Annotated in this window: 22 protein-coding genes and 2 pseudogenes; 6 read left to right on the top strand and 18 right to left on the bottom strand. The window is 69.5% G+C overall.

Annotated features, from left to right (window positions below):
- Window positions 1-7 precede the first annotated feature (7 nt).
- The 3 genes from ABT034_RS03550 to ABT034_RS03540 form a co-directional block, all read right to left on the bottom strand.
- Window positions 8-352 carry a hypothetical protein gene (locus ABT034_RS03550; RefSeq protein ID WP_351210815.1) on the bottom strand — a complete coding sequence of 115 codons (345 nt, stop codon included), beginning with the start codon at window positions 350-352 and terminating at the stop codon, window positions 8-10.
- 70 nt (window positions 353-422) lie between these two features.
- Window positions 423-1,730, bottom strand: a complete 1,308-nt coding sequence (locus tag ABT034_RS03545; protein WP_351210813.1) for a M18 family aminopeptidase — start codon at window positions 1,728-1,730, stop codon at window positions 423-425.
- A gap of 259 nt (window positions 1,731-1,989) precedes the next feature.
- Window positions 1,990-3,819, bottom strand: coding sequence for an acyl-CoA dehydrogenase (locus ABT034_RS03540; protein WP_351210811.1), 1,830 nt, complete (start codon window positions 3,817-3,819; stop codon window positions 1,990-1,992).
- 197 nt (window positions 3,820-4,016) lie between these two features.
- Here ABT034_RS03540 and ABT034_RS03535 point away from each other — a divergent pair, with 197 nt between their 5' ends.
- The 3 genes from ABT034_RS03535 (at window position 4,017) to ABT034_RS03525 (ending at window position 6,920) form a co-directional block, all read left to right on the top strand.
- A complete protein-coding gene (locus tag ABT034_RS03535; protein ID WP_351210809.1) occupies window positions 4,017-4,520 on the top strand; it encodes an SseB family protein in 504 nt (167 codons plus the stop codon).
- A 146-nt stretch (window positions 4,521-4,666) separates the two neighbouring features.
- A complete protein-coding gene (locus ABT034_RS03530; RefSeq protein WP_351210807.1) occupies window positions 4,667-5,629 on the top strand; it encodes a pirin family protein in 963 nt (320 codons plus the stop codon).
- Between the two features lie 217 nt (window positions 5,630-5,846).
- Entirely contained in the window at window positions 5,847-6,920 is a 1,074-nt protein-coding gene (locus ABT034_RS03525; protein WP_351210805.1) for an AI-2E family transporter, read from the top strand.
- Window positions 6,921-6,957: 37 nt separating this feature from the next.
- Here the strand turns inward: ABT034_RS03525 and ABT034_RS03520 are convergent, their stop codons facing one another.
- Together ABT034_RS03520 and ABT034_RS03515 are read right to left on the bottom strand one after the other, a co-directional pair.
- Complete coding sequence (locus ABT034_RS03520) at window positions 6,958-7,776, bottom strand: oxygen-binding di-iron domain-containing protein (RefSeq protein WP_351210803.1); 819 nt, start codon at window positions 7,774-7,776, stop codon at window positions 6,958-6,960.
- Window positions 7,777-8,109: 333 nt separating this feature from the next.
- Window positions 8,110-10,287, bottom strand: a complete 2,178-nt coding sequence (locus tag ABT034_RS03515) for an ATP-binding SpoIIE family protein phosphatase (protein ID WP_351210801.1) — start codon at window positions 10,285-10,287, stop codon at window positions 8,110-8,112.
- A gap of 172 nt (window positions 10,288-10,459) precedes the next feature.
- Between ABT034_RS03515 and aspS the strand changes: the two genes are divergently transcribed.
- Window positions 10,460-12,277 (top strand): aspartate--tRNA ligase, encoded by a 1,818-nt coding sequence (gene aspS, locus ABT034_RS03510; protein WP_351210799.1) that lies wholly within the window; start codon window positions 10,460-10,462, stop codon window positions 12,275-12,277.
- A 251-nt stretch (window positions 12,278-12,528) separates the two neighbouring features.
- Here the strand turns inward: aspS and ABT034_RS03505 are convergent, their stop codons facing one another.
- The 13 genes and pseudogenes from ABT034_RS03505 to ABT034_RS03445 all read right to left on the bottom strand — a co-directional run bounded on the left by ABT034_RS03505 (window position 12,529) and on the right by ABT034_RS03445 (window position 24,502).
- The gene (locus tag ABT034_RS03505) at window positions 12,529-12,876 is read right to left on the bottom strand and encodes a hypothetical protein (RefSeq protein WP_351210797.1); all 348 of its coding nucleotides are present in this window, start codon (window positions 12,874-12,876) and stop codon (window positions 12,529-12,531) included.
- An 81-nt stretch (window positions 12,877-12,957) separates the two neighbouring features.
- Window positions 12,958-13,704 carry a hypothetical protein gene (locus ABT034_RS03500; RefSeq protein WP_351210795.1) on the bottom strand — a complete coding sequence of 249 codons (747 nt, stop codon included), beginning with the start codon at window positions 13,702-13,704 and terminating at the stop codon, window positions 12,958-12,960.
- 375 nt (window positions 13,705-14,079) lie between these two features.
- Window positions 14,080-14,379, bottom strand: a pseudogene (locus tag ABT034_RS03495) (RHS repeat-associated core domain-containing protein); the annotation flags it as partial.
- Window positions 14,380-14,556: 177 nt separating this feature from the next.
- On the bottom strand, window positions 14,557-14,910 hold the full coding sequence (locus ABT034_RS03490) for a hypothetical protein (protein ID WP_351210793.1): 354 nt from the start codon (window positions 14,908-14,910) through the stop codon (window positions 14,557-14,559).
- Between the two features lie 148 nt (window positions 14,911-15,058).
- Entirely contained in the window at window positions 15,059-15,562 is a 504-nt protein-coding gene (locus ABT034_RS03485) for a hypothetical protein (RefSeq protein ID WP_351210791.1), read from the bottom strand.
- A 188-nt stretch (window positions 15,563-15,750) separates the two neighbouring features.
- Window positions 15,751-16,149 carry a hypothetical protein gene (locus ABT034_RS03480; RefSeq protein WP_351210789.1) on the bottom strand — a complete coding sequence of 133 codons (399 nt, stop codon included), beginning with the start codon at window positions 16,147-16,149 and terminating at the stop codon, window positions 15,751-15,753.
- 14 nt (window positions 16,150-16,163) lie between these two features.
- Window positions 16,164-20,900, bottom strand: coding sequence for a putative T7SS-secreted protein (locus ABT034_RS03475; protein WP_351210787.1), 4,737 nt, complete (start codon window positions 20,898-20,900; stop codon window positions 16,164-16,166).
- The gene (locus tag ABT034_RS03470; protein ID WP_351210785.1) at window positions 20,900-21,547 is read right to left on the bottom strand and encodes a hypothetical protein; all 648 of its coding nucleotides are present in this window, start codon (window positions 21,545-21,547) and stop codon (window positions 20,900-20,902) included. Before ABT034_RS03470 ends, ABT034_RS03475 begins: the two co-directional genes overlap by 1 nt.
- On the bottom strand, window positions 21,544-22,113 hold the full coding sequence (locus ABT034_RS03465) for an SseB family protein (RefSeq protein WP_351210783.1): 570 nt from the start codon (window positions 22,111-22,113) through the stop codon (window positions 21,544-21,546). Before ABT034_RS03465 ends, ABT034_RS03470 begins: the two co-directional genes overlap by 4 nt.
- A gap of 79 nt (window positions 22,114-22,192) precedes the next feature.
- On the bottom strand, window positions 22,193-22,516 hold the full coding sequence (locus tag ABT034_RS03460; protein WP_351210781.1) for a hypothetical protein: 324 nt from the start codon (window positions 22,514-22,516) through the stop codon (window positions 22,193-22,195).
- Between the two features lie 126 nt (window positions 22,517-22,642).
- Complete coding sequence (locus ABT034_RS03455; RefSeq protein WP_351210779.1) at window positions 22,643-22,861, bottom strand: hypothetical protein; 219 nt, start codon at window positions 22,859-22,861, stop codon at window positions 22,643-22,645.
- 56 nt (window positions 22,862-22,917) lie between these two features.
- Window positions 22,918-23,766 carry a helix-turn-helix domain-containing protein gene (locus ABT034_RS03450; protein ID WP_351210777.1) on the bottom strand — a complete coding sequence of 283 codons (849 nt, stop codon included), beginning with the start codon at window positions 23,764-23,766 and terminating at the stop codon, window positions 22,918-22,920.
- A gap of 298 nt (window positions 23,767-24,064) precedes the next feature.
- Entirely contained in the window at window positions 24,065-24,502 is a 438-nt protein-coding gene (locus ABT034_RS03445) for an ATP-binding protein (protein ID WP_351210775.1), read from the bottom strand.
- A 157-nt stretch (window positions 24,503-24,659) separates the two neighbouring features.
- On the opposite strand from ABT034_RS03445, the pseudogene ABT034_RS03440 reads away from it, so the two are divergent.
- Together ABT034_RS03440 and ABT034_RS03435 are read left to right on the top strand one after the other, a co-directional pair.
- Window positions 24,660-25,501: pseudogene (locus ABT034_RS03440) on the top strand (helix-turn-helix domain-containing protein).
- Window positions 25,498-25,707 (top strand): DUF397 domain-containing protein, encoded by a 210-nt coding sequence (locus tag ABT034_RS03435; protein ID WP_351210773.1) that lies wholly within the window; start codon window positions 25,498-25,500, stop codon window positions 25,705-25,707. Before ABT034_RS03440 ends, ABT034_RS03435 begins: the two are co-directional and overlap by 4 nt.
- Window positions 25,708-25,786: the final 79 nt, after the last annotated feature.

The following is a 25,786-nucleotide window of genomic DNA, read 5'->3' as shown; positions in this document are numbered from 1 at the left end:
CAGCTGGTCAGCGGACGATCCCCTGGTTCCTGGACGGGCGCCCCGCGGCCCCGTCCAGGCACCCCGCCACCCACGCCGCCGGATCGTGGACGGCCCGCTCGCCGCCCGTCCCGTCCCGCTCCATGCGGGCGCACTCGCCGTCGAGCAGTGCCTTCGTCCGCGTCCCGTCCACGTCGTACCCGCGGATCCGGCTCGCCTGGACGTACCCGCCCTCGTACGCGATGTCCGTCCCCCACGGGGGCCGTTCGTGGTACGCGTCGATGAGCAGCCCCGTACCCGTCAGGGCGACGAGCACGGTGACGACGGCGAACGGAACGAACTTGCGCAGGGGCGGCCCCTCATGACGGTGCATGGGACGACGCTGTCAGGAGGGGCCTTTCGCGGATGTTTCGCTCGCCCGCCGGCTGGTGCCGGGTGGCGCCTCAGCCCTCCAGGAAGGCGACCAGGGCGTTCGCGAGGAGGTAGGGGTCGTCGGCGCCGCAGAGTTCGCGGGCGCTGTGCATCGAGAGGATCGCGACGCCGATGTCGACGGTCTTGATGCCGTGGCGGGCAGCGGTGATCGGGCCGATCGTGGTGCCGCACGGCATGTCGTTGTTCGAGACGAACGACTGCCAGGGCACCCCCGCCCGCTCACACGCGGCGGCGAACACGGCACGGCCGCCGCCGTCGGTGGCGTACCGCTGGTTGACGTTCACCTTGAGGATCGGGCCGCCGTTGACGCGCGGGCGGTGCGTCGGGTCGTGGCGCTCCGCGTAGTTGGGGTGAACGGCGTGGCCGGTGTCGGAGGAGAGGCAGACGGTGCCGGCGAAGGCCCGCGCCCGGTCCTCGTAGGAGCCACCGCGCGCGTAGACGGAGCGCTCCAGGACGTTGCCGAGGAGGGGGCCCTGGGCGCCGGTGTCGGCCTCGGAGCCGTTCTCCTCGTGGTCGAAGGCGGCGAGGACCGGGATGTACGGGAGGTCGTCGCGGCCCGCGAGCGAGGCGAGTGCGGCGACGGCCGCGTGGACGGAGAGCAGGTTGTCCATGCGGGGACCGGCCAGGAGCTCGCGGTCGCGGCCGAGGTAGGCGGGGGCCTCGACGGCGTGGACCATCAGGTCCCAGCCGCTCACGTCCTCGGCGTCGACGCCCGCCTCGCCGGCGACGAAGGAGATCAGGTCGCCCTCGTGGACGTCGCCGATGCCCCAGATGGGCTGCATGTGGCGCTGGCGCTCCAGCTTGAGGCCGTCGTTGACCCCCCGGTCGAGGTGGATGGCGAGCTGCGGGACGCGCAGCAGGGGCCGGTCGACGTTGACGAGGTGGTGGCTGCCGTCGCGGAGGGTGAGGCGTCCGGCGAGGCCGAGGTCGCGGTCCAGCCAGGTGTTGAGGAGGGTGCCGCCGTAGATCTCGACGGCGACCTGCCGCCAGCCGTGCGCGCCCATGTCGGGCTGCGGCTTGACGCGCAGGTTGGGGGAGTCGGTGTGGGCGCCGACGATGCGGTACGGGGTGTGGGCGGCGGCGCCCTCCGGCACGTACCAGGCGATGATCGCGCCGCCGCGGACCACGTACTTCCCGCCGCTGGTTCCGTCCCAGGCCGCGGTCTCCTCGACCTGCCGGAAACCGGCCTTCTCAAGGCGTGAGGCGGCGCTCGCGACCGCGTGGTACGGCGAGGGCGAGGCCGTCAGGAAGGCCATGAGGTCGTCGGTGTGGCCGCGGTCGAAGGGGCCGGCGGTGGGACGGGAAGCTGCGCTGCTCATGGCGCCACCTTACGCAGCACGAGGACCGCAGATCCGCCCGGGACCGCTCACCTGAGCAGCCCGTGGCCGAGATCCGTCGGGGCTTGCGCGGGGCGGGTGGGGAGGGAGCTTGCACGTAGGACCCACGTGCACTCGGACAGGCACGCCCGGGCCTCCTCACGCCCACCCCTAGGACCGGCGAGTGAGCCCCAAAAAAATACAGAACGGCCCGCCCCCCTCCCCGGGGACGGGCCGTTCCTGTATGGACGAGAGGCGTCGGTTAGAACGCGGCCTCGTCCAGGTCCATCAGCGAGCCGTCGACGGCCTCGGCGAGGGCGCGCTCGGCGGTGACGCCGGGCAGGACGTTGGCGGCGAAGAACTTCGCGGCCGCGATCTTGCCCTGGTAGAACGCGACGTCCTTGCCGGTGGCGCCCGCGGCCAGCTTCTCCGCGGCGACGGCGGCACCGCGCAGCAGCAGGTAGCCGACGACGACGTCGCCGGAGGCGAGCAGCAGGCGGGTGGTGTTGAGGCCGACCTTGTAGATGTTCTTGACGTCCTCGCCGGTGGCGGTGAGGTCGGTGATCATCGTGCCGACGATGCCTTCGAGGTCGACGGCGGCCTTGGCGAGCGCGTCGCGGGCGCCGGCCAGGTCGTCGCCGCCGGTGCCGACGGCGAGGAACTTCTTGATCTCCTCGGACAGCGCGTTCAGGCTGGCGCCCTGGTCACGGACGATCTTCCGGAAGAAGAAGTCCTGGCCCTGGATGGCGGTGGTGCCCTCGTAGAGGGTGTCGATCTTGGCGTCCCGGATGTACTGCTCGATCGGGTACTCCTGGAGGAAGCCGGAGCCGCCGAAGGTCTGGAGCGACTGCGCGAGCTGCTCGTAGCCCTTCTCGGAGCCGTAACCCTTGACGATCGGGAGCAGCAGGTCGTTCAGGCCGTGGAGTGCCTTCGCGTCCTCGCCGGCCGCTTCCTTGATCGCGATCTCGTCCTGCACGGAGGCCGTGTAGAGGACGAGGGAGCGCATGCCCTCGGCATACGCCTTCTGCGTCATCAGCGAGCGGCGGACGTCGGGGTGGTGCGTGATGGTGACTTTGGGCGCGGCCTTGTCCATGAAGTTGGCCAGGTCGGTGCCCTGGACGCGCTCCTTGGCGTACTCCAGGGCGTTGAGGTAGCCCGTGGAGAGGGTGGAGATCGCCTTCGTGCCGACCATCATGCGGGCGAACTCGATGATGAGGAACATCTGGCGGATGCCGTCGTGCTTGTCGCCGATGAGCCAGCCCTTGGCGGGGTGCTGGTCACCGAAGGTCATCTCGCACGTGTTGGAGGCCTTGAGGCCCATCTTGTGCTCGACGTTGGTGGCGTAGACGCCGTTGCGCTCGCCCAGCTCGCCGGTCTCCCAGTCGAACTCGAACTTCGGGACGAGGAAGAGGGAGAGGCCCTTGGTGCCGGGGCCGGCGCCCTCGGGGCGGGCGAGGACGTAGTGGAGGATGTTCTCCTCCATGTCGTGCTCACCGGACGTGATGAAGCGCTTGACGCCCTCGATGTGCCAGGAGCCGTCCTCCTGCTGCGTGGCCTTCGTGCGGCCCGCGCCGACGTCCGAGCCCGCGTCGGGCTCGGTGAGGACCATGGTGGAGCCCCAGCGGCGGTCGACGGCGATCTGCGCGGCCTTCTTCTGCTGCTCGTTGCCCTCGGTGTAGAGGATGCCGGCGAAGGCGGGGCCGGAGGAGTACATCCAGATGGCCGGGTTCGAGCCGAGGAGCAGCTCCGCGTAGGCCCAGATCAGGGAGCGCGGGGAGACCGTGCCGCCGATCTCCTCCGGGATGCCGAGGCGCCAGTACTCGGACTCCATGAAGGCGTTGTACGACTTCTTGAAGGTGGCCGGGACCGGGGCGGTGTTGGTCTCGGGGTCGAAGACCGGCGGGTTGCGGTCCGCATCGGCGAAGGACTCCGCGAGCTCGTTCTCGGCGAGGCGGCGGATCTCGTCGAGGATGCTCTTGGCGGTCTCGACGTCCATCTCCTCGAACGGCCCGGAGCCGTACACCTTGTCGCGGCCGAGGACCTCGAAGAGGTTGAACTCGATGTCGCGGAGATTCGACTTGTAGTGCCCCATGGCGACGGCTCCGTTAAGGCTCGGGGAGGGGAGGTTCCTCGTACACGTACCAGCGAGTAGCAAAACGCTCTCTCCGATGATGCTACCCATCGGTAATATAAGCAACCCTCGAACCGGCAGATGTGACCCGAGCCGCACGGACGAAGGGCCCGGCCGGGCGGCCCCCGCCCGGTCGCCCGCTCGATAGGCTGGGGCCCATGTACGGCTACGAGCAGCAGAATCCGGGTGCCCAGCAGCAGTACGTGCCGCCCCAGCAGCAGTACGACCCGCAGGCCGGCATGCAGCCCGGCATGCAGCCCGGCGGGTACGGGCAGCAGCAGGCCCCGCTCTACCCGGAGCCCTCGCCGCCCTCCCTCGCCGACGCCGTACGCGCCTTCACGACCGGCACCCTCGCGCCCGAGGACTTCCAGCAGATCTTCGCGACCTCCAAGGTCTACTGCCCGCGCGGTGACAACCCGGGCTTCCTCGCCCTGCACAACACCCAGCAGCCGGTCATCCCGATGTTCACCTCGCTCAAGGAGCTGCGGCGGTACGCGGGCAAGGAGTCGAAGTACTTCGTGATCACCGGCGCCGAGGTGATCGACCTGCTGCCGACGGGGTACGGCTTCGTCCTCGACATGGAGGGCGACCACCGGATGGTCTTCGACGCGAAGGCCGTGGAGCAGATGGTCGACTTCGCGATGCGGCGCATGTACGGCTGACCGATCCTGAACGCACGGGGGCGCCCGGGAGGAATTCCTCCCGGGCGTTCCGCGTTCCTGGTGGCAGAAAGTTCATCGTTCAACTAAAGTGGTCGTACAGGCCGCCGAGGCCGCATCCGGTCGAGGCCGCACCCAGGAGGTCCGTCATGCCCGCAGTGACCGTCGAGAACCCGCTCACCCTGCCGCGCGTCGCCGCCCCCGCCGACGCCGTCTCCCGCCCCGTGCTCGCCGTGACCACGGCCCCGACGGGCTTCGAGGGCGAGGGCTTCCCGGTGCGCCGCGCGTTCGCCGGGATCAACCAGCAGTACCTTGACCCGTTCATCATGATGGACCAGATGGGTGAGGTGGAGTACGCGCCCGGAGAGCCCAAGGGCACGCCCTGGCACCCCCACCGCGGCTTCGAGACCGTCACCTACATCATCGACGGGATCTTCGACCACCAGGACTCCAACGGCGGCGGCGGCACCATCACCAACGGCGACACCCAGTGGATGACCGCGGGCGCCGGCCTCCTCCACATCGAGGCCCCGCCGGAGGCCCTCGTCGTCAGCGGCGGCCTCTTCCACGGCCTCCAGCTGTGGGTCAACCTGCCCGCGGCCGACAAGATGATGGCCCCCCGCTACCAGGACATCCGCGGCGGCCAGGTCCAGCTCCTCACCTCCCCCGACGGCGGCGCGCTGCTCCGCGTCATCGCGGGCGAGCTCGACGGGCACGACGGGCCGGGCATCACCCACACCCCGATCACGATGATCCACGCCACCCTGCGCCCCGGCGCGGAGATCAGCCTCCCGTGGCGCGAGGACTTCAACGGCCTCGCGTACGTCCTCGCCGGCCGCGGCACCGTCGGCGCCGAACGGCGCCCGGTCCACATGGGCCAGACCGCCGTCTTCGGCAAGGGCGGCGCCCTGACCGTCCGCGCCGACGAGAAGCAGGACGGGAACACCCCGGACCTGGAGGTCGTCCTCCTCGGCGGGCAGCCGATCCGCGAGCCCGTGGCCCACTACGGCCCGTTCGTCATGAACACCCAGGCCGAACTCCGCCAGGCCTTCGAGGACTTCCAGGCGGGCCGGCTCGGGACGATCCCGGCGGTGCACGGGATGGGGGAGTAGGAGCGGGTACGGAGGGGGTACGGGGCCGGGTTCGGGCGGGGGGTACGGGGCCGGGTTCGGGCGGGGGTACGGGCCCTGCCCCCGTACCCCCGCCTCCCGCCGGAGTACGGGCCCCGCCCCCGTACCCCCGCCTCCCGCCGCGCGTCGCTGACGAGTCGTCACCCGTACGGGCCGTCAGCGCGCGACGGCGCGCCGGTGGGCGTGGTCCGGTGGTCGGGTGCAGACGACGCCCGCGCTCCTTCCCGAACCCGCCCGCCGGGTAGCCGCCTGGTGCGGCGTCCTGCTGCTCGTCGCCGGGGTCACCGCCGTCGGGATCTGGCTGTGCGTCGTCTTCAAGACCGCCGTCACCCCCGTCCTGCTCGCGATCCTCGGCACCGCCCTGCTCGGGCCCCTCTACCGGCGCCTGCTCCGGATGAAGGTCCGGAAGTCGCTCGCCGCCGGGCTGACCGTCGTCGCCGTCCTCACGGTCGTCGGCGGAGCCACGTACATCGTCGTCGCCGCCCTCATCGAGACCGGCGACCAGATCATCGCCTCGCTGCGGCAGGCCGCTGCCGACATCGCGAAGCACTTCGGCGCCGCCGGGACCTCCCTCGACGACCTCGCCCTGAACGCCAAGGACCTTCTGACGAAGTTCGGCGGGACCGCCGCCTCCGGGGTCATCACCGGACTCAGCGTCGTCGGCGAGATGATCGCCACCGCCGTCCTCGCCCTCCTCCTCATCTTCTTCTTCCTGCGCGACTCCGACCGGGCCGCCGGCGCCCTGCGCTCCCTCGTCCCGGCCACCACCGGCGACACCGTCGAGGCCATGGCGCGCCGCGCCTTCGAGGCCGTCGAGGGCTTCATGCGCGGTACGACCCTGGTCGCCCTCGTCGACGCCGTCCTCATCGGTGTCGGCCTCGTCGTCCTCGACGTGCCCGGCGCGATCGGACTCGCCGCGCTCGTCTTCGTCACCGCCTACATCCCGTACCTCGGCGCCTTCCTCTCCGGCGCGGTCGCCGTCCTCGTCGCCCTCGCCGACCGGGGTTTCGTCATCGCCCTGTGGGTCCTGGGCGTCGTCCTGGCCGTCCAGGTCATCGAGGGGAACGTGCTCCAGCCGATGGTGCAGAGCCGGACCGTGCAGATGCACCCGGCCGCGGTCATGCTGGCGATCACGGCCGGGGCGTCCGTCGCGGGCATCCTGGGCATGCTGCTCGCCGTACCGCTGACGGCCGCGGTGACGGGGGTACTCGGCGAGCTGCGGACGCGGTACGGGACGCCACCACCGCCGAAGCCCAGGGCGGCCGGGGAGTGAGGCCGCGGCCGCTCAGGTCCCAGCCACAGGCCGCCGCTCAGGTCGCCGCAGGCTGGCCGCCCGGTTCGAAGGTCCCCAGCATCTGCTCGAGGGCCGCCTGGTCGGGACCGACGAACGGATCCACGTCCGGGGCCGTCGTGATCGTGTCGATCATCGACGTCGTCATCCGCACGGCGGGCGGCAGATGCGTCGACAGCACGATCTCCGGGGCCATCTCCCGCAGCGGGTCGATCGTCGCCCGGTACTTGACCGGGTCCACGACGTGCACCCACGGGCTGTCCACGGACGCCCAGAGCAGCTGGGCCTGCCGCAGCTCCTCGGGCTTGAGGTCGTTCGCGTGCCCGCTCTCCGCGAGCTCCTGCGTGGGCATCGGCCCGCCGAAGCAGTCGGAGCTGAAGCAGATCCGGGTCTTCTCGTCGTAGAAGCCGACCGTGGCCGGGTTGTCGAAGAGCGGGGGCCTGAACGCGCGCAGCATGCGGTCGCCGACGTCGAGGGACTGGCCGGGGTTGAGGAAGTACACGCGGTCCATCGGCAGCGGCCGTTCCGTGCTCAGGATCCCGGCGCCGATGAAGGTGGTGACGACCTTCGCCCGGGGCGCGGCCACGAGCAGGTCGAAGATGCCGCCCGTGTGGTCGCGGTCGGGGTGGGTGAGCCAGATCCAGAGGATGTCGGCGGGGTCGACGACCGAGCCGAGCGTGTTGACGAAGTTCCGGTCGGCGAGGGAGAGCCCCGTGTCGACGACGACGGGTTCGGCGGCGGTGAGGACGTAGGCGTTGGCGGGGATGTGCCCGATCCCGGGCACTTCGAGGCTGTCGGCCAGGACGGTGGTGTCGCTCCCGACCTTGTGGGTGTCCATGGCAAGCTCCGTGGTCCCCCCGACGTGGGCCCCCCGGCGGCGTACGACACCAGTCTGCGCCGGAGGGAGGGCGGGCGCGCGGCAGGGCCCCGGTTCGGGCGCCTACGCGGCAGGGCCCCCGGCCCGGGCGCCTACGCGGCAGGGCCCCGGTTCGAGCGCCTACGCGGCAGGGCCCACGGCTCGGTCGCCTACGCGGCAGGGCCCACGGCCCGGGCGCCTACGCGCCAGGCCCCACGGCCCGGGCGCCTACGCGCCAGGCCCCACGGCCCGGGCGCCTACGCGCCAGGCCCCACGGCCCGGGCGCCTACGCGCCAGGCCCCACGGTCCGGGCGCCTACGCGCAGCACCCCTCCCCCGTCGTCGACTCGTTCAGCTCGAACCAGATCGACTTGCCCTCGCCCCGCGGGTCGACGCCCCACGCGTCCGCCAGCATCTCCATCAGGACCAGGCCGCGGCCGCTCGATGCCATCTCGCCCGGGTGGCGCTTGTGCGGCAGTTCGTCGCTGGTGTCGGAGACCTCGACGCGCAGCCGCCGGCACGTCTCGGTGCAGGCGACCTCGGCGACCAGGAGCGCGTCGCCGTCCGTGTGGACGAGGACGTTGGTGACCATCTCGGAGACCATGAGGACCGCCGAGTCGAGCTGGTCCCCGTCCGTCCAGTCGTGCAGCAGCTGCCGTATCTGCTCGCGTGCCTCGGCGATCCGTTCCGGTTCCGCCTGGGCGATCGTCATGAGCGTGCGGCGCGGGGCCTGCGGCAGCGCGCCGGCGGGGCGGCGGGAGAGCAGCAGGACCGCGATGTCGTCCTCGCGGCGGTCGGCGAGCGGCCCGGTCGTGTGGTGGGAGCCGGGGCCGTGGACGGCCTCCACGAGCGTGTCGGCGAGCTGCTCCAGGTCCTCGCCGTCGTGGGACTCCAGGAGCTTCCTCACCCGCTCCCAGCCGGTGTCCAGGTCGTGCCCGCCGGTCTCCAGGAGGCCGTCGGTGCAGATCATGAGGGTCTCGCCGGGTTCCAGGGTGAGCCGGGTGGTGGGGTAGTCGGTGTCGGGGTCGATGCCGAGGGGGAGGCCGCCGGCGGTGGGTCTGAGCAGAACCGTTCCGTCGTTCATCCGCACCGCCGGGTCCGGATGCCCGGCCCGCGCGATGTCGACCGTGCCCGTCTCCAGGTCGACCTCCAGGTAGAGGCAGGTCGCGAACCGCGGCCCGCCCGCGACCTTCAGACCACCGCCCCCGCTGCCGCCTCCATGCCCACCGTCCCCATCGACCCCATCCTCCCCGTCGTCCCCGTCGGTGATCCCGTACAGGAAGCGCGAGGCGCGCGAGAGGACCGCGTCCGGGCGGTGGCCCTCGGAGGCGTACGCGCGCAGGGCGATCCGCAGCTGCCCCATCAGGCCGGCCGCCCGCACGTCGTGGCCCTGGACGTCGCCGATGACGAGGGCGATACGGCCGGGGCCGCGCCCGCCAGTGCGGGAGGTGCCGCCGGGGAGCCGGATCATGTCGTACCAGTCGCCGCCGACCTGGAGCCCGCCGCCGGTCGGCACGTACCGGGCGGCGACCTGGATGCCGGGGATCCCCGGCCCGAGGACCGGCATCATCGTCCGCTGGAGGCCGAGCGACAGTTCCCGCTCGGACTCGGCCACGCCCGCGCGTGCGAGGGCCTGCGCGAGCATCCGCGCCACCGTCGTGAGCACCGAACGCTCGTCGGGCGTGAACGCCACCGGGTGCTTGAAGGCCGCCATCCAGGCGCCCATCGTGCGCCCGGCGACGATCAGCGGCACGAAGGCCCAGGAACGGCGCCCGAAGCGCTGCGCGAGCGGCCAGGTCACGGGGAAGCGGCGCAGGTACTCGTCCGGGCTCGGCAGATAGATCGCGCGGCCCGTCCGTACGACCTCCGCCGCCGGATAGTCGGTGTCGAGCGACATCGACGAGAAGGGGCCCTCGTCGCCGTCGCTGTGCCCGTGGTGGCCGATGATCGTCAGCCGTTCGCCCGCCACTCCGAAGACGGCGAGCCCGTCCGGCGAGAAACCGGGCATCGAGAGCGAGGCGGCCACCCGCAGCACCTCGGCCGTCGACCGCGCCTCGGCGAGCGCCCGCCCCGCGTCGAGCAGGAACGCCTCGCGGGAGCGGCGCCAGTCACCGGTGACGGGGGTACGGGCGGCGGTCCCCGGCAACTGCTCGGCGACCTCCTGGAGGGTGCCGACGAGCTGGTAGTCGTCCCCCTCGATGAGCGGCTTGGATCTGCTCCGTACGGTACGGATCACCCGGCCGTGGCCGTCCATGATCCGCATCCGGGCCTCGGCGAGGGTGCCTTCGGCGACGGCGAGGTTGACGACCCCGTCGATCTCGTTCCAGTCGACCGGATGAAACCGGGAGCGTACGGCCGCCTCGCTGAGCCGTACGGGCTCGGCGGGCAACCCGAGCAGCCGGGCGGCCTCGGCGTCGAGCGAGACGATCCCGGACGCGTTGTCCCAGCGCCACAGGCCGGTCGCGATCGCGGCCAGGACGTCCTCGGTGCGCATTGCCCTACTTTATGAATATCGGACACCAGGTCGCCACCGAGAGTATTCGAAAAGCGATCACGGCCCGGCCGGTACTCTGGGTGGGTCTGCCCGCGTGTCCTGTGACATCCGTGACAGGGGCCACGGGGCGGCGGCCCACGACCCACGAATCCCGAAGACTGGATGAACGACGATGCATCGGTACAGGTCCCACACCTGCGGCGAGCTCCGCGCCTCTGACGTCGGCACCGACGTCCGGCTGAGCGGCTGGCTGCACAATCGGCGCGACCTGGGCGGCATCCTCTTCATCGATCTGCGCGACCACTACGGCATCACGCAGCTCGTCGCCCGCCCCGGCACCGCCGCGGCCGAGGTCCTCGACAAGCTGACCAAGGAGACCGTCGTCCGCGTGGACGGCAAGGTCGTCTCCCGTGGCGCGGAGAACGTCAACCCGGAGCTGTCGACCGGCGACATCGAGATCGAGGCCGCCACGGTCGAGGTCCTGGGCGCGGCGAAGCAGATCCCCTTCACGATCAACGCCGACGACGGCGTGAACGAGGAGCGGCGCCTGGAGTACCGCTTCCTCGACCTGCGCCGCGAGCGCATGCACCGCAACATCATGCTGCGCTCCGCCGTCATCGCCTCCATCCGCTCCAAGATGGTGGCCCTCGGCTTCAACGAGATGGCGACCCCGATCCTCGCCGCGACCTCCCCCGAGGGCGCCCGCGACTTCGTCGTCCCGTCCCGCCTGAACCCGGGCAAGTTCTACGCGCTGCCGCAGGCGCCGCAGCAGTTCAAGCAGCTGCTCATGATCTCGGGCTTCGACCGGTACTTCCAGATCGCGCCCTGCTTCCGCGACGAGGACGCGCGCGCGGACCGTTCGCCGGGCGAGTTCTACCAGCTCGACGTCGAGATGAGCTTCGTGGAGCAGGAAGACGTCTTCCAGCCCATCGAAAAGCTCATGACGGAGCTCTTCGAGGAGTTCGGCGGCGGGCGCCACGTCACGTCCCCCTTCCCCCGTATCCCCTTCCGCGAGTCGATGCTGAAGTACGGCAACGACAAGCCGGACCTCCGCACCGCCCTCGAACTCGTCGACATCTCCGACGTCTTCGAGGCCTCCGAGTTCAAGGCCTTCGCCGGCAAGCACGTCCGCGCGCTCGCCGTGCCGAACACGGGCGACCAGCCGCGCAAGTTCTTCGACCAGCTGGGCGACTTCGCGGTCTCGCTGGGCGCGAAGGGCCTGGCCTGGGTCCGCGTCGGCGAGGGCAACGCCCTGACCGGCCCGATCGCCAAGTTCCTCACCGAGGAGAACGTCAAGGTCCTCACCGAGCGCCTCGGCCTCGAGCCCGGCCACGCGATCTTCTTCGGTGCGGGCGAGTTCGACGAGGTCTCCAAGATCATGGGCCCGGTCCGGGTCGAGGCCGCCAAGCGCGCCGGCCAGTTCGAGGAGAACGTCTTCCGCTTCGCGTGGATCGTCGACTTCCCGATGTACGAGAAGGACGAGGAGACCGGCAAGATCGACTTCTCGCACAACCCCTTCTCGATGCCGCAGGGCGGCCTTGAGGCCCTGGAGACCCAGGACCCGCTGGACGTCCTCGGCTGGCAGTACGACATCGTCTGCAACGGCATCGAGCTCTCCTCGGGCGCGATCCGGAACCACGAGCCCGAGATCATGTTCAAGGCCTTCGAGATCGCGGGCTACTCGCGCGAGACGGTGGAGCACGAGTTCGCGGGCATGCTCCGCGCCTTCGAGTACGGCGCCCCGCCGCACGGCGGCATCGCCCCGGGCGTCGACCGCATCGTGATGCTCCTCGCGGACGAGCCGAACATCCGCGAGACGATCGCCTTCCCCCTGAACGGCAACGCCCAGGACCTCCTGATGGGCGCCCCGACGGAACTCGACGAGTCCCGCCTGCGCGAACTGAACATCCAGCTCCGCAAGCCGGTGGAGAAGAAGGCCGCGGAAGACCGCCCGGTGACGGACGCGGTCCACCCGGACGCGGCGCGGTAGTTGCCCGCACGAAGGGCCCGGAATCCACTCGGATCCCGGGCCCTTCGCCTACGCCGCACCGATCGGGCGGAACTCATGCGTTGCGTACGGCGCTCATCAGCCCGCCCGGAACGGCGCCCACAGCTCGAGACTCCACACGTCGCCGTTGCCGACGCGGTAACCGCGCTCCTCGCCCTCACCGTCCACGACGAGGACCGAGACGTTCGAGGACGCGGCCCGGTACTGGAGAAATCCGCCCTGGTCGGTGACCTTCAGCTCCGGGACGCCTCCTGTACGGGAGAGCGCGTCGCGCGCCTCCTCCCAGGAGGTGTACCGGGGAACCCGACGCCCATGCTCCGCGCCCAGGCCCGAGCCAGGCCGTCGTCCGACGCGAGGCGGTGCAACTGGACCGACGCGGTGGCCATGACCCACTCCGGCCCCGGGTTGAAGGCGAACTCGACGAGCCCGTAGTCCCGCCGCAACCACTGCCCTTCGTCGCCGACGACATCGACGAAGGGATGACGAAACGCCCGGTCGACCTCGTCGAGTGTCGCGCCGATGCGGAGGCCATGCAGCTCTCCGGTGGTGACTAAAGAGGCGAGGAATTCAACGGCGGTCACGGCCAGTTCTCCGATATGTCGACAGTGCTGAAAAGAGTGGGAGCCGACTGCATTCCACGGCGCGGTAGTGACCGCCCGTGGTCAGAGATACGCCAGATCACCGCCGAGATCGAGGAATCGGCTCACCCGTTCCAGCGCGGCATCGCCTTCCAGGACGTCGCATGCCTCGGTCAGCCAGTCGACAATCTCGGTTCGGGTGTCGGTGGCACAGAACAGAACGAATCCTGCATCCGGATGCTTGTTCAGCGGGATGACAGGAAGAAACCCCAGTGCCACTGACTGTCGAACATAGAGAGAGGTGATTCCCCGGCGAATGGATTCCAGTGTCGGAGAATTGTTGAAATCTCGGTAGAGTGAAAAGTGGGACTCCATGAGCGAGCTCGCCTGCAGCCATTCCCCCGGATCAGCCGCCTCGTGCCCGAGAGCGAACGCGAACCCTGTCCCGCGGACGGAGAGATTTTCGATGAACTCCCCTACCGTCTCCTTGCTGTTTTTCGCTCTTTCGAAAGTGGATTCGAAATATGGGAGCATCGGGAAGCGGTCTGTGCGTACGCGCTCCAGGGTTCGGCTTGAAATGGTGTGGCGGTCGTTCGTTGCGGGAGGGGCTGCTTCGGGTTGTGGGCGCAATGCGGCGCCCCAAAGGAACACATCCTTCTGGGGTGCCTTTGTCAGAAAGCTCGCCCACGTATGCGTCTCGTCGTTCCGTTCACACAGTACCCACGCGGCGCTCAGTTCGGGCAGATCGCTTTCCAGGGATGAAACTCTGGATCCAATTCCTTCAGGTGTCCAGCGCGGAATTATTCCAGCAGTGTACCGCTTACTCTGCATTGCGTGCTGCTCCTCTCATTCCCCAAGCGGAGTTCATGTCGCCATAGTATATGTGCTCTCCCTTGGGGCCGTGATAGTGAGGCAATGACCACTGCTCCAGGTCGGGATCCTTGTTCTTGAAGTAGTGGCCATTGGCGTGATGGTGGAATTCGATCACATTATTTTTTCCGTCCAGCGCCTCTATCGATTCCCAGGGCTCTCCCTTCGGTCCTTTCAGATTCGGGTCGTTCCCCACTGATTGGTTCTCAAGACGTAGGAATCGTCCTCGATCCCACAGCGGCTCTTGACTTCCTGCCAGGCAGATTCGTGGTCGGGGAAGTGGACATCGCCTCGATCGGCATCCAGGCGAAGGTGTTTCTCGGGCCCGCCGATCGGGCACGGCCCCAGCCCCAGTGGGTCGGCCCAGGTAAGCGGGTTGAAAATATAGGTCGCCGGGTTCGGGGCCGGGGCGAGAACCAAGGGGTCCGGGGAGAGGTAGCGGGCCGATTCCGGGTCGTATTAGCGGAAGTGGTTGTAGTGGAGGCCCGATTCGGGGTCGAGGTACTGGCCCGCGAAGCGGAGGGGGGTGTAGGCGGTGGCCGACTTGTTCCAGGTTGTCGTGCCCCAGAGCGTCGTGCGGGTGCGCCAGGCCAGTTCGCCCGACTCGTCGACGAGTTCCGTCGGCGTGCCGGCGAGGGCCCGCCTGCGCGAGCTGAGCATCCAGCTGCGGAAGCCGGTGGAGAATCCGGCTGCCGCGGACCGCTCGGTGACGGAAGCGGTCCACCCGGACGCGGCGCGGTAAACCCGCCGACTGCGCAGAAGGGGCCGGAACCGGGGACGGTTCTGGCCCCTTCAGCGTGTGTCACAGGCTCTTCAGGGCCGCGAGAACATCTTCATCCAGAAGAGGACGGCTGTCCCCTCGGGATCCGCCAGGAGAAGCTGAAACCCGCCCTTTTCGGACCTGACGCCGATCATCCTCAATGAATCGAGCGGAGAATTCCTCAGGAATTCGACGAGGCGCCTGGTGTCCCCGTGCAGTTCGCTTCCTTCCGGGACCCTGGAGAGGCGGCGCTCGTAAATGCGCAGCATGCTGCTGCGTGAGACCTCGCCGTCGTCGAGGGAGAACTGACCTCGCAGCGATTCCTGCACTGCTGGTGAGCAGACTCCCGACTGAACGGCCGCTTCGACGAGTTGTCTCAATTGGAGCGTGTCCATGGCCAGCGCCATTTCTTTATAATAGGTAGCCCATGATGTGGATGTCGATGCCGAACCCGTCCATGACGGGCGGCGCCTGCGCAGCGGCCGCTCACGCGAAGGGGCCGGAATCCACTCGGATCCCGGGCCCTTCGCCTACGCCGCACCGATCCGGCGGAACTCATGCGTTCCGGAACGGCGCCCACAGCTCGAGACTCCACACGTCGCCGTTGCCGACGCGGTAACCGCGCTCCTCGCCCTCACCGTCCACGACGAGGACCGATACGTTCGACGACGCGGCCCGGTACTGGAGGAATCCGCCCTGGTCGGTGACCTTCAGCTCCGGGACGCCTCCTGTACGAGAGAGCGCGTCGCCCGCCTCCTTCCAGGAGGTGTACCGGGGAAACCCGACGCCCATGCTCCGCGCCCAGGCCCGAGCCAGGCCGTCGCCCGACGCGAGGCGGTGCAACTGGACCGACGCGGTGGCCATGACCCACTCCGGCCCCGGGTTGAAGGCGAACTCGACGAGCCCGTAGTCCCGCCGCAACCACTGCCCTTCGTCGCCGACGACAGCGACGAAGGGATGACGAAACGCCCGGTCGATCTCGTCGAGTGTCGCGCCGATGCGGAGGCCATGCAGCTCTCCGGTGGTGACGAAAGAGGCGAGGAATTCAACGCCGGTCACGGCCAGTTCTCCGATATGTCGACAGTGCTGAAAAGAGTGGGAGTCGACTGAATTCCACGGCGCGGTAGTGACCGCCCGTGTTCAGAGATACGCCAGATCACCGCCGAGATCGAGAAATCGGCTGACCCGCTCCAGCGCGGCACCGTCTTCCAGGACATTGCATGCCTCGGTCAACCACGGTCCTTCCGTCATGCGGTGAGCCGTGTGGCGGTCAACTGTTCCTCGTGGTCGAGGACCACCACCGTGGTGCCAGCGCTCTCTGCCTGCACGATGACCACATCGTCCATGGCGGGATACCAGAGGTCGTCGATCGCTGTGAGCAGCTGCGACACAGTCATCTTTGCCGCGACTCGATCTGCGGGCCATGCGACCGTCACGTCCGTTTGGGGGTCTTGCAGCTGTGTCGCGAGAGCAGCGCGAACCTCGTCGTCAGTCATCTCCGAGACATCGACCGTGGAGTCGGCTGTCCGTCGCAGGTGGTTCAACTCCGACCACGAGCCGCCGACGGCCCTGACGACTTCGTCGAGAAGCGTGGAATCCGTACCCACGCCGATGGCCGCGAGCGTGGAGGTGAGCCCAGGTGGCATGTGCGTGTGTCCCCTCAGTTGCCTTCCAGGATGTTTCCATCGTTGTCCTGCCACGGGGCCCAGCCGATGTATCGGGATCCTGGGGTGGTGGGGTCTGCGGGAAACCAGTCGTGACCGTACACTCCGCCCTTGCCCTTCTTGCCGTTCGACCAGTCCCAGAAGTTCACGTGGCCGTCCGCGCCGTCGATGCGCCACCCCCGGATGCGATCGGGCGTCTGTTCGCCGATGAGGGTTCCGGTGCCTTCGTTCAGGTGTGGGTTCCGGTCGTACATCTTGATCGAATCCGGCCCCATGGGTCCGCCGGCATGCTCGCGAGCCGCATTCACGGCCTCGTCGTAGTTGGACCAGGAGTAGTCGTAGCGGCCGATGGACGGTTTGCTGTATCCGCGTGGGTCGTTCGGTACGTTGCCGCCAGGCGGCTGGGTCTTCTCCTCGTCCGGACAACCATCGGGTGCCAGCCCGAGCGGGTCAGCCCACGTGTGCGGGTTGTGGACGTAGACCGTTGGGTTGTCCGCCGGGGCGAGACCGAGAGGATCCTGGCTGAGGTAGCGGGCCGATTCCGGGTCGTAGTAGCGGAAGTGGTTGTAGTGGAGGCCCGATTCGGGGTCGAAGTACTGGCCCGGGAAACGGAGGGGGATGTACGCGGAGGCCGATCTGTTCCAGGTCGTCGTGCCCCAGAGGGTGGTTCGGGTGCGCCAGGCCAGTTCGCCTGATTCGTCGACCAACTCCGTCGGCGTGCCGATCAGGTCGGTGACTATTGCGAAGAAGCGGTCGTCGGTGGAGTCCTGGTCCGTGCGGCGTTCCGTCTGGGCCAGGGGGCGTAGGCCCGCATGGTCCCAGGTGAGGGTCACGCCGGACGTCGTCTGCTCGCAGAGTGTGGCCCCGTCCCAGGTGAAGTGGACCGTTTCCAGCAGTGATTGCTTCGATATGCGGCGGCCCAGGGGGTCGTACGCGTACCGCCAGACCGTCCCGTCCGGTGTCGTCACCGACGTCAGGCGGTCCTCCGCGTCCCACTCGTACCGCCAGGTGTCCGGCTTGCGGGAGAGACGGGTCTTCTGGCGCAGAACGATCCGGCCCTGGGCGTCGTGTTCGTAGCGGACAGCGCCCGCGCCGGTGATACGGGTGCCCTCGTAGGCGCGCCTGCCCGTCGCGGCCTGGGACGGGTGCGTGGACGGCCAGGACGCCTCCGTCTGGTTGCCCGCCTCGTCGTATGCGTACCGTTCTGTCCAGTCACGGGCGTGGACCGCCGTGACGCGGCCCGCCGTGTCCAGGTCGAAGCTGCGGGTGCCCCCGAGTCCGTCCGTGACGCCGACGAGGCCTCCATCCGCGCGATACGTGTACGCCCGGTGCTGGAGCTGGTGGCCCGAGCCACCCGTCACCTGCTGCGTCTCCAGGCGGCCCATCGGGTCGTACGACGAGGCCAGGGTGGCGAAGTCGGCGATGTGGCGGGTCGTCTCGCGGCCCACCGCGTCGTGGGTGAAGGTCAGCGTCCGGCCCGAGGACGTCAGTTCCGTACGGCGGCCCGCCGCGTCGTACGACCACGTGCTCGTCGAACCGCCCGGGGTCGTCCGGCCCGTCCGCCGCCCCACGGCGTCGTGCGTGAACGAGAGCGTTCGGCCGTTCACCGTCTCGGAGACCAGACGGCCGTACCGGTCCCTGAGGCGTTGCAGCGTCGCGTCGGGGCCGGTCGCCGCCGACAGCTGGTCGAAGACGTCGTACTCGTAGGCGCTGACCGCCCCCTCGGCGTCCTTGCGGACGATCCGGCCGAGGCTGTCGCGGTCGAAGCGGATCGTCTGGCCGAGGCCGTTCGCGCGGGAGGCCAGACGGCCCGCCGCATCGTGGTCGTAGCTCAGCGTCCGGTCGTCGAAGTCCGTCTCCGTGGCCAGTCGGCCCGCCGGGTCGTAGGCGTAGTTCCAGGTCAGACCCTGCGGGTTCGTCACCCGCGTCAGTCGCAGGTTCGTGTCGTGGTTGAACTCGTAGCGGACACCGTCCGGGCCCGTGCGGGACGTCAGCAGGTCGAAGTCGGTGTACGTGAAGCGGGTCGTGGCGCCCATCGCGTCCGTGTGGCTGAGGCAGTTGCCCTCGCCGTCGTACGTCCAGGTCTCTACCGTCCCGTCGGGCGCGGTGCGCCGGGACGGACGGCCCTCGACCGTCCACTCCAGCCGGGTGACTGCCCCGAGGGGGTCGGTGACCCGGACCGTACGGCCGAAGGCGTCGTACGCGTACCGGGTCGTGGCGCCCAGCGGGTTCGTGATCGCGAGCGGGAGGCCCCGGGCGTCCAGGGCCAGCCGGGTGGTGGCACCGAGCGGGTCTGTCACCGACGTGAGGCGGCCTGCCTCGTCGTACGCGAACTCCGTTCGGGCGCCGGACGGGTCCGTCACCGACGTGCGGTTGCCGCGTTCGTCGAAGGTCTGATGGGTGACGTTGCCGTCGGTGCCGACGATCCGGATCGGGAAACCGGCCTCGTCGTACTCGGCCCTCGCCTGCCGTCCGTCCGGGCGTTCCACCGCCGTCACGCGGCCCTGGTCGTCGTACGTGGAGCGGCTGACGTGGCCCAGCGGATCCGTCCGGGACAGGAGCCGGTTGTGGCGGTCGTACTCGAAGCGGGTGACCGCTCCCAGGGCGTCGATCTCGGCGACGACCTGCGCCCGGTCGTTGATCAGATGACGCTGGATGTGCCCCTGACCGTCGGTGAGGGTGGTCACGCGCAGGCCCGTCGCCAGGTCGACGCCGTCCCACGTGAAGGTCGTTTCGAGGTGGCCGTTCGTGCCCGACTGGTAGGTGCAGCGGTCCTGGTCGTCGTAGACGTAGTCGAAGCGGCTGTCGTTCGTGTCGGTCCACGAGGTGATCCGGCCGTGTTCGTCGCAGCCGAAGCGCAGGGGGCGGCCGGAGGAGTTGACGACCTCGGTCAGGTGGCCGTCCGTGTAGCCGTAGCGCAGGATCTCCTGGTCGGATCCGTCCGCGGCCGCTCCCGCCAGATGGAGGGCGGTTATGCGCCCTTCGCTCGTCGTGAGCTTCAGGTGGTAGCCGCCGTGGTGGACGAGCGCCGTCGGGGCTCCCGTCTCGTCGTGTTCGAAGGTGATCCAGCGGCCGTTGCGGTCGTCGATCTGCGCCAGGAGCGCGAGGCCGTCGCCGTGGTCGACGAAGTGACGGACCGTGCCGGTGGCGGGATCGGTGAGGGTGTAGCCGTCCTCGATCCGGTCGAGCGGCCACTGCCGGCCGTGGGTGGGCATGACGGGGACGCCGGGGGCCGGATGCGGGTAGGCGAGGAGGCTGCCCTCGTCGCAGCTGAAGACGACGCCTTCCGAGTCGATCTCCAGCCTCTGGTCCACCGTGCTCGACCACGTCGGGCCGAACCAGCGTCCCGAACGGCGCGAGGAGTCGAAGGTGCGCCGGAAGACGAGGGGGAGCGAGCCGGGCAGGGATATGTCGGTCTGCGGCAGCAGCACCCGGCCTGCGGCGATGTCGACGGGGTCCTGCTTGCACGCCGTCTCGCTCTCCTTCTTGCAGGTGGTGGCCGGGTCCTTCTCCTGGTCCGCGCGGCTGCTGTCCGGCTTCTTCCCGTCCGGCGTCGTGCCGTCCGGCTTCGTCCCGTCCGGCAGGCCCTTGGTGCCGTTCAGCCCGACCCTCAGGCCAGTGCGCGCGAGCCCCGCGCCCTTCGTCCCGATCAGTTCGGGCACCAGCCTTCCCAGGAACTCCGCCGGGTCGCCCTTCGCCGCGTCCCAGGCGTTCTTCAGCGCCCTGTCGGGGTTCGCCGCCGAGGACACCAGGCCGGCGAGCGTCATGTTGACGCCCTTGTAGTACTCCGCCGGGTGGGTGATGTTGTACGGGTCCAACGGGGTGACCGAACGGACGAAGTTGACCAGGCCGGCCGATCCCTTGACGATGCCACCGCCGAAGTGAGCCAGCTCGAAGCTCTGGCCCAGGCTGTAGTCCATCAGCTCCAGCTGGACCCGATCGCGGCCCGTCGGCTCGGCGGGCGCGTGCGCGAGCGCCGCGCGGACCGCCGTCCGCGCCGTCTCCCCGGCTTCGTTGCGCGCCTTCCGCGCGTCGTTCAGGATCTCCTGGGCGCGCTGCCGCTTGGCCTTGCCCGGGTCGGTGAACGCCCCGGGGTCCGGCAGCGGACTGTCCCCGGTGCGCGCCGCGTTGTAGGCGTCGACCTTCTTGTTGTACGTGTCGACGGCCGCCTTGGAGTCGCTGTCGCCCTCCTTGTACAGGGCGATCGCCTCACGCGCCTTGCCCTGCGCGCTCACGATCGCCTTGGAGTACGACTCCAGGGCTTTGGCCGCGCTCTCCATCGCGTCCGCCGCGCGCAGCCAGTCCGTCGGCAGGGCCTGGAACTTCTCCCGGAACGCGTCGGCCGCCTCGCCCTTCCAGTGGCCGGAGTCCAGCTTCTTCATCCCGCCGCCGACCAGGTCGAACGCACGCTGGAAGTCCCGCAGGTTCTTCACGGTCGCGGCGATCTTCTCCGGCTTGCCGTGGATCAGCTCGTCGGCCTCCTCGGTCTGCCCGAGCTGCTGCTCCCCGACCTGCGCGCCGAGGGACGAGGCGGTCTCGTCGCCCCAGTCCTCGACCGAGTCCGCCCAGTCGTGCGCGCCGACCTTGTCCAGGCCCTGACCGACCTTGTCGGTGGCGTGGTCGATGCCTTGCCCGACGATTTCCTTGCCCTTGTCGATGCCGTCACCGATCTTGTCGATGCCTTTGTCGATGCCGTCACCGACCTTGTCGGCGAGGCCGCTCCAGTCCACCATCAGCGGCTCTCCCCCCACCGCGGCTGTTCGGCCTGTTCGACGGTGGCCCGGTCGGGGTCGAGGCCGTCCTTGATCTGCTCGTCCATGCGGTCGCGCACCGCCGGGTCGATCAGTCCGGAACGCTCCATCGAGTCCAGCTTCGCGTCCATGACGTCGTAGCCGGTGTTCTGCCAGGTCTGCTTCACCTCTTGGTGCGCGTCGGTGAACGACTTCAGGCTGTAGTCGGCGTTGTCGAAGGTGCGCTGGTCGCGGACGGTCTCCCAGCTCATCTTCTTGACGTCGTCCTCGGACAGGTGCGGGTTGCCGTTGAGGGAATTCACGCCGATCTTGATCGAGTCCTTGATGTACTGCTCCTGCTCTGCGAACGACCCCGCCGACAGGCCGACCGCCTGCGCGAACCCGTTCCCCCGCAGGGTCAGGGTGCGTACGCCCCACTCCCACCGCTCGCAGAACGTCTCGAACTCCGACGTCAGCCCGCCATGCCCCAACTCAATCCCCGACAGGGCGAGGTCGGAGAACCCGCGACCTGTCGACGCCTCGCCGATCATGCCGAGCTCCTTCAGCTCGGCATGGGCCAGGTCGATGCCCTTCGCTATCTCCGCGAGCGCCGCCGCTGGCGCCGCGAGGTCAGGATCGTTCCCACTCATCGCGTCCCCGCCCCCGTACCCATCGGACTCCCGGCCCCGGTCCCCGTGTCCCCGAGATCCACCGCCACCTCGTCCGGGACGATCCCCGCCACCGGCGGAAACAGAGTCCCGTCCGCACTGCCCGCGTCCAGCGCGACCCCGCCGGGACCGGGCAGCATCGGCACCATCACATCAAGCAGCCGTGCGCCCAGAATCGTCCGGTACGACCACTCGCGCCCGGCCTCTCCCCGCGCGCCCGCGAACCGCGCCAGCGCCGCCTCGTCCGAGAACGCGCAGATCCACCGGACGCCGTTGAAGTCGGCGGTCCAGAGGCTCTCGTGGTCGTCGAAGGGCACGAGCACGGCGGTACGCCGGAACTCCCCCAGCAAACGCGCAAACTCACGCCGAGCCACTGCCACTTCGTCCCCGGCCCCAGGCTCGGGTCCGGGCTCCGACACGGCCCGCGCGGCAGCGGTCACCGGGGCCGCTTCCGGTTCCGGCGGTGCCTCCGGAACCGATTCCCCCGCCAAGTCCGCCAGCCTCGAAACCCGTCGAGGCTCCGGTATGCCATCCCCGTTGTCATGCACCCAGGCATGCTGCCATGCGTCCGTTCACACGAGCAACGAACAAGGGCTCGATCTCGTCATGTCGGCCGGGAAGCCTTCGTCAGGCCGGTCGACCTCCGACCTCAGGGCCCCGGGCGGGAGCGGCGCCGTCCGGCAGGGCCACGAGGACGTCCCCGTAGCGGAGTTGGTCGAGAACGCCGCCGGAGAGGTGGATCAGTGCGCTGTGGGGTGGGTCGATGAACTCCACGGGACGTCCGTACTTCTCGACCCGGTCCAGCCTCACCGTCCCCGTCAGACCCCTCGCGGTGTAGACCTGCCCGGGCCGGAGGACACCCCCGACGCAGCGGACGACACAGATACCGCCGTCGGGGCCGTGTTCGACCACGCGGTAGATCTGGAGCTCGTCGGCCTCTGGCACGTTCATAGGCTCCCCCAGTGTTTCCCGGCTGGCACGCATTCGCCTCGCGCTGCGATTCACGGGTCCGGCCCGCGACCAGAGGGGCCCGGGGACGGCCGTCGTCCCCGGGCCCCTTCCGTACTCCCGCCGGTCCTATTCGTCCTTCTTGCCCTGGGCCTCGATCGCGAGGAGGAGAGAGCCGCCCTGGGCGCTGCCGAGCCGCGGGAGGCCGTCGACGCGGCGCTCGACCGGCCGCGTCTCGGTGAGGTCGTTGGGCAGGACGACCACGTCGACGGCCTCCGGGAGGGGGAGTTCAAGGACGTCCTTCAGGCGGTTGAACAGGTGGAGGTCGTGCCGGAAGGGGTGGTGCATTGCTTCGTGCGATGGGTTGACCACGGGGTTCCCTAGGGGTGTGGGCCGGAGGGCGGTCAGGTGCGGCAGGCGCCGCAGGTGCCGGGTTCGGGGGCGCGGTAGGCGCGGTCGCAGGTGTCGCAGTTCTGGAGGGGGTGGCGGGCGGCCGGGTTCTCGGGTGCGCGGTACGGCGGCAGGGGCGGGAGCCGGTCCGTCAGGCGGTGGGCCAGGAGGGCGGCCGGGCGGTACAGGGGTTCCGCCGGGAGGTCGGCGGTCAGGGCGTTGTGCACGGCCTCGGGAGTGAGGTCCCGCTCCAGCCAGGCGGCGACGCCCGGGACGAGGTGTTCGGCGTCCGTCACGGAGATCAGGAGCCGGGGGTCGGTACGGCGGAGCCCTGAGAGGACCCCGAGGGCGGTCGCGAGCAGGTCGGGGGCGGGGTACGCGGGCTGCGGCACGGCGGGCAGAGCCCGGCGCTTGGGCTTCTTCTCCCGCTGCGCGGGGCGCTTGGGCTTCGGCTCCTCCGTGGTGCCGGTCCGGCCCGGCTGGTTGCAGGACACCGTCCGGGTGACGATGAATCCGTCCTTCGTACGCTCGCGGGTACGGCGCAGGTACCCGTGGGCCTCCAGCTCGCGCAGGGCCCCGGCGATCCGCGTCGTCCCCTCCGGGAAGCGGGCGGCGAGGCTCCTGATGTCGATGGCCGCGCCGCTGGGCAGCGACTGGATGTGCGCGGCCAGGCCGATGGCCGTCAGCGACAGCTCGGCGTGCTGGGCGAGGTGGTTGCCGATCACCGTGAAGTGGGTGGTGTGACGGGCGTTGTCGTGCGTGACGCCGCCGCGACGCGTGGCCGTACGGGTGCGCGGAGAGGGATTCTTCCCGTCGTTACGAGACTGGGAGTGGGGCTGCGCGCTAGTGTGCTGGGTACCCATCGGGAAGCCTCTTACTTCCTTGGTGGTCAGGCCCTCGCCGCGGATCGCTAGTCCCGGCGAGGGCCGACGCATGTCTGAGGTTGGCGGTCATATGCCAGTGGGGCAGAGCGTAAGACAGGCAACCCACCCCAAAGCCAGCTGTGTTGGTGTTTTTCACCCGAGTGAGTGAGTGCCTGCCTGAGCGGGGGGAGGGGTGGGGCTTGGTGGGTTTCTTTCTCTCTGGTTGTTGTCTTGGGAGATCGTCCGCCTCACCGAAAACCACGTTTCTGGATTTCGGTGGCTGAGTCGTTTGCCCAGGTCAGGGGTGCGGTAGAGCGAGTTCGGCCCATACGGTCTTCTGCGGTACGGGTCCCAGCCCGACGCCCCACCGGTCGGCGAGCGCCTCCACCAGAACCAACCCGCGCCCGCCGCCCCCGCCGCCGTCCGGTGACGCCGGCCGGAGGCGGGGAAGGGCGTCGGCCCGGGTGTCCGTCACCTCGATCCTGAGCACGGTCGCCGAACGGCGCAGCACGAGGCGGAAGTCCCGGCCGCCGACCCTGCCGTGGGTCACCGCGTTCGCCGCGAGCTCGGCGACGACCTGAGCGGCAGCCTCGGCCGTGGCGTACGGCAGTTCGCCCTCCCGCAGCCACTCGACAGCGAGCATCCGGGCGAGCCGGGCGCCACGCGGAGTGGACGACAGCAGGAGGCGGAAGTCGCTGGTGCGGGTGGGTACTTGGGCGGCGTTCTTCTGGTTCATGTCACCGAGCGTGGCCGCCGCTGGCTACCGTGCACAGTGACTCCACCGGTACGTAGGGTGACTGTCCGGAGCTTGTCCACCGCTGTCCGGTCTGTCCGAATCCCCGTGACGGGTAGGGGCGTCGAGGTCGAACAGGACAGACGGAGGGGTGCGAGGCATGTCGGTGGAGGAACCCAGCTGGGAGGTCGACCCGGACGACGACTGGGGTGTCGCCGTCATCGCCACCGTGGGACGGCAGTTGAGACTGCGTCGTGAGGCAGCGGGCATCCGGGTCGCCGAGTTCGCGGTCGCCGTCGGTTACGGCGAGGATTTGATCTACAAGATCGAGGGTGGGAAGCGGATCCCGCGCCCGGAGTACCTGGACAAGTCGGACGAGGTTCTCGGCGCGGGTGGACTGCTGTCGGCGATGAAGGACGACGTGGCGAAGGTCCGGTACCCGAAGAAGGAGCGGGCCTTGGCGAAGTTGGAAGCCCGGGCGGTCGAAATGCAGCTCTACGAGCCGCTCAACATCCATGGTCTGCTTCAGACACCCGAGTACGCGAGCGGGCTGTTCCTGATGCGGCGCCCTGTGTACACGCAGGACGAGGTGGAGCGGTACATGGCGGCGCGCGTGGCTCGTAAAGCGGTGTTCGAGCGCAGCCCTGCGCCCGAGCTTAGTTTCGTCCTGGAGGAATGGACGCTCCGCCGCCCGCTGGGTGGGAGGGATGTGCTGCGGCGCCAACTGGAACACCTGCTGCACGTGGCTGAGTGCGCCAGGTGGAACTCCAGATGATGCCGATGGCGCAGGTGGAGCACGTGGGTTTGTCGGGCGCCATCGAAGTGCTGAAGTTCGAGGACGGCTCGGCGGTCGGACGGTCGCCTGCCGTGGTCGGCGGAAGGCCGGTGACCGACCTGCGCCGGCTCCGCATCCTGGAACTGCGCTATGGCATCCTCCGGACTCAGGCGCTCACGCCCAGTGAGACCACCAACGCCATCCGTGGACTGCTAGGAGAGACATGACGCATCACACCTCCACCGGGGATGTCTCTGACCTGATGTGGTTCAAGAGCAGCTACAGCAGCGGCACTGAAGGCGACTCCTGCATCGAGGTCGCCACCACCCCCGGCACCGTCCACATCCGTGACTCCAAGGTCCTCGACGGTCCCCGACTGGCGGTCGGGCCCGGCGCGTGGGCGGGCTTCGTCTCGTACGCGACGACCGGCTGACCCCGCCACCCGCCTCCGTAACCCACACGTGTGAAGAGCCCGGATCCCTCGATCCCGGGCTCTTGGCATATGCCATGGT

It is taken from the genome of Streptomyces sp. NPDC002773 (genome assembly GCF_040295605.1).
GTDB lineage: Bacteria > Actinomycetota > Actinomycetes > Streptomycetales > Streptomycetaceae > Streptomyces.
Note: the sequence above shows the minus strand (reverse complement) of the source record. Positions and strands in the feature narration are given on the sequence as shown.